The sequence below is a fragment of the Bifidobacterium sp. ESL1133 genome, from assembly GCF_058107325.1.
Window position 1 is genome coordinate 1 of sequence record NZ_JBYLUI010000009.1, and the last position, 2,372, is coordinate 2,372.

Genomic DNA, 2,372 nt, shown 5'->3' on the forward strand with positions numbered 1-2,372 from the left:
CATACAAACCTTGCGCAGCCCGCATGGTCTGGCGTGAACTCATGGAAAGACGGTTGCCGGCAGCCTGCTGCATGGTGGAAGTAGTAAACGGCGGCACCGGACGACGACGATACGGCTTCGACTCCATCAGAATATGGCGGTCTGGGTCTGTACCAGTGCTTACGACGCATTTGCTCCAGTCTGCGAGCACGTCCGTTCATGTCCCTGCTCGATTCTTGACAATAGACGCACTCATCTCGGCATGTGTAAGAACTACTACAACGCATCTGCAGCGCATCAATGATGTATCATCTTTCTCGACATACTGTTTCCTGGCACACTGACGCGTCAGAAACTATCCAACACTATGATCTGTCCAATATGTGACAGCGATTGCACATTTGCCCTGTGCTGTGTGGATAATAACAGCATGGATACTCATGAACTTCAGCAGTATGTCAACGCAGATCACGCAGCAGATCTCGAGGCAGCCGAACAACGTCTGAGTGGTACAGTGCGGCATACGCCCACCATGCACTCCGACGCTTTGAGCAGCCGCAATGGGTTTGAAGTAGCGATGAAGCTCGAAAACCTTCAAGAGACTGGATCGTTCAAGATTCGCGGAGCATATAACAAGATTGCCGCTTTGGCTGATTCTGAATTAGAAAAGGGATTGGTAACTGCTTCTGCTGGCAATCATGCGCAAGGGGTGGCTTTCGCCGCAAGGGAGCGTGGAGCGCAAGCTACCATCGTCATGCCTCGCGCAACTCCTCCTCTCAAGGTAGATGCCACAAAAGCATACGGCGCACACGTAGTGTTGCACGGTGAGAACTTTGATGAGAGCTCTGCGTATGCGCAGCAGCTTTCGGCGGATAAGAAGATGACATTCGTACATCCGTTCGACGACTATGAAGTGCTGACCGGCCAGGGAACCATCGCTTTGGAAATTCTCCATGACAAGCCAGAAGTGACCGATATTGTAGTTCCGCTCGGCGGCGGAGGTTTAGGCTCCGGTATAGCCATGGCTGTGAAGACCTTCCGCCCAGATGTGCGCGTGATAGGTGCGATACCTGAACAGTCACCTGCCTGGAGACTGTCGCTCGATGCGGGAAGCGTGGTTCCTGCAGCTTCGGTGAACACTGCTGCCGAAGGTGTGGCTGTGAAACGTCCCGGAGATTTGACCTTTGCGCTGTTGTCGCGATATATCGATGACTTGGTTACTGTCAGTGAGGCCGAAATTTCACAGATGATTCTGCTGATGTTGGAAAAACACAAGTTGGTGGTCGAGGCTGCAGGAGCAGTATCTCTGGCGGCGCTTGAACATCTGCAGGATGAATCCGAGGCCTTCAGGTCTGCTCAAGGAGAACATGTGGTGGTTCCGATCGTCTCGGGAGGCAACATCGATACCGTCACCATTGGCGCTGTAATTCAGCGGGGCATGATTTCGCGCGGTCGCATCATGCAGTTTGCGGTGGATTTGCCGGATGTGCCAGGGCAACTGGTCAAGGTAGCTTCCATACTCGCCGAACAGCGTGCCAACGTTATCGAGCTCAACCACGACCAGTTCAAGGCTTCTGGGCACTATCGCAATGGTGTGCTTCTTGAAGTGACCGTGGAAACGAACGGACCTGAGCATATTGAACGTATCTTGGCTGCCTTGCGTGGGCAGGGATTGCAGGTTCAGCAGACGTACTAAACCTCAAGGGGGTACGAGTGGCGGGCGCGCGGTTATCCGATGCGCCCGCTTTTGCGTATTGTGCGATGTGATGAGTGCTGGCAAGTATGGGAATGCACGGGATAACGAGCCCGAGTGTAAAGGGAGACGAGTGCACGATGTGCAGGTCGGCAAAGCTATGAACGGAAATACGCACACGGTTGTGCGCGGGAGGTAGAGGGAGTGAGACTTACGGCTCAGGAAGGCTCACTCGTATAGGCCGGGTGGTTTCTGGACGGCCGAATGGCAGAAGAAACAGATAAACGGCGCTCGCGTGCTGGGTATTGGTCTGATATGAGAAGGTAGGTGCCTCACGACACGCCGAAGGACGAGAATTCTGAAGGTATTTTGGCTAATTTTTTGAAGTAATTAGGCAGCAGTACTGTGCAGAAAGGGGTAGAAAACGCAGTTTTCGACACGCCGAGAGAATGGCGGAATTCCAACGAATAAAGGCATACTTTTCATGCGCAACTTGCAAAAGTAGGCAACCCCGTGTAAGTTACTTACTTGCTGCCCGACAGCGACAACAAATCTTCGAGATTGCTTGAAGTTGTTGGTGTGGTGGTGGTTTGAGAACTCAAGAGTGTGTCTGTACTACTTTATTTTTTGTTTTGATTGCCAGTCCGATGTCTGCCTTGCTGTTGTGGTGGGGTCACCGAGGGGTGTTAATTGATGTCGG

General features: G+C 52.5%; 1 protein-coding gene and 1 pseudogene. One reads left to right on the plus strand and one right to left on the minus strand.

Going from position 1 to position 2,372, the window contains the following annotated elements; genetic code table 11:
* Positions 1–127 (minus strand): annotated as a pseudogene (locus AC3B5A_RS07615) (DNA topoisomerase); the annotation flags it as partial.
* Between the two features lie 282 nt (positions 128–409).
* Here AC3B5A_RS07615 and ilvA point away from each other — a divergent pair.
* A complete protein-coding gene (ilvA, locus tag AC3B5A_RS07620; RefSeq protein ID WP_489800042.1) occupies positions 410–1,675 on the plus strand; it encodes a threonine ammonia-lyase in 1,266 nt (421 codons plus the stop codon).
* The last annotated feature ends 697 nt before the right edge of the window (positions 1,676–2,372 follow it).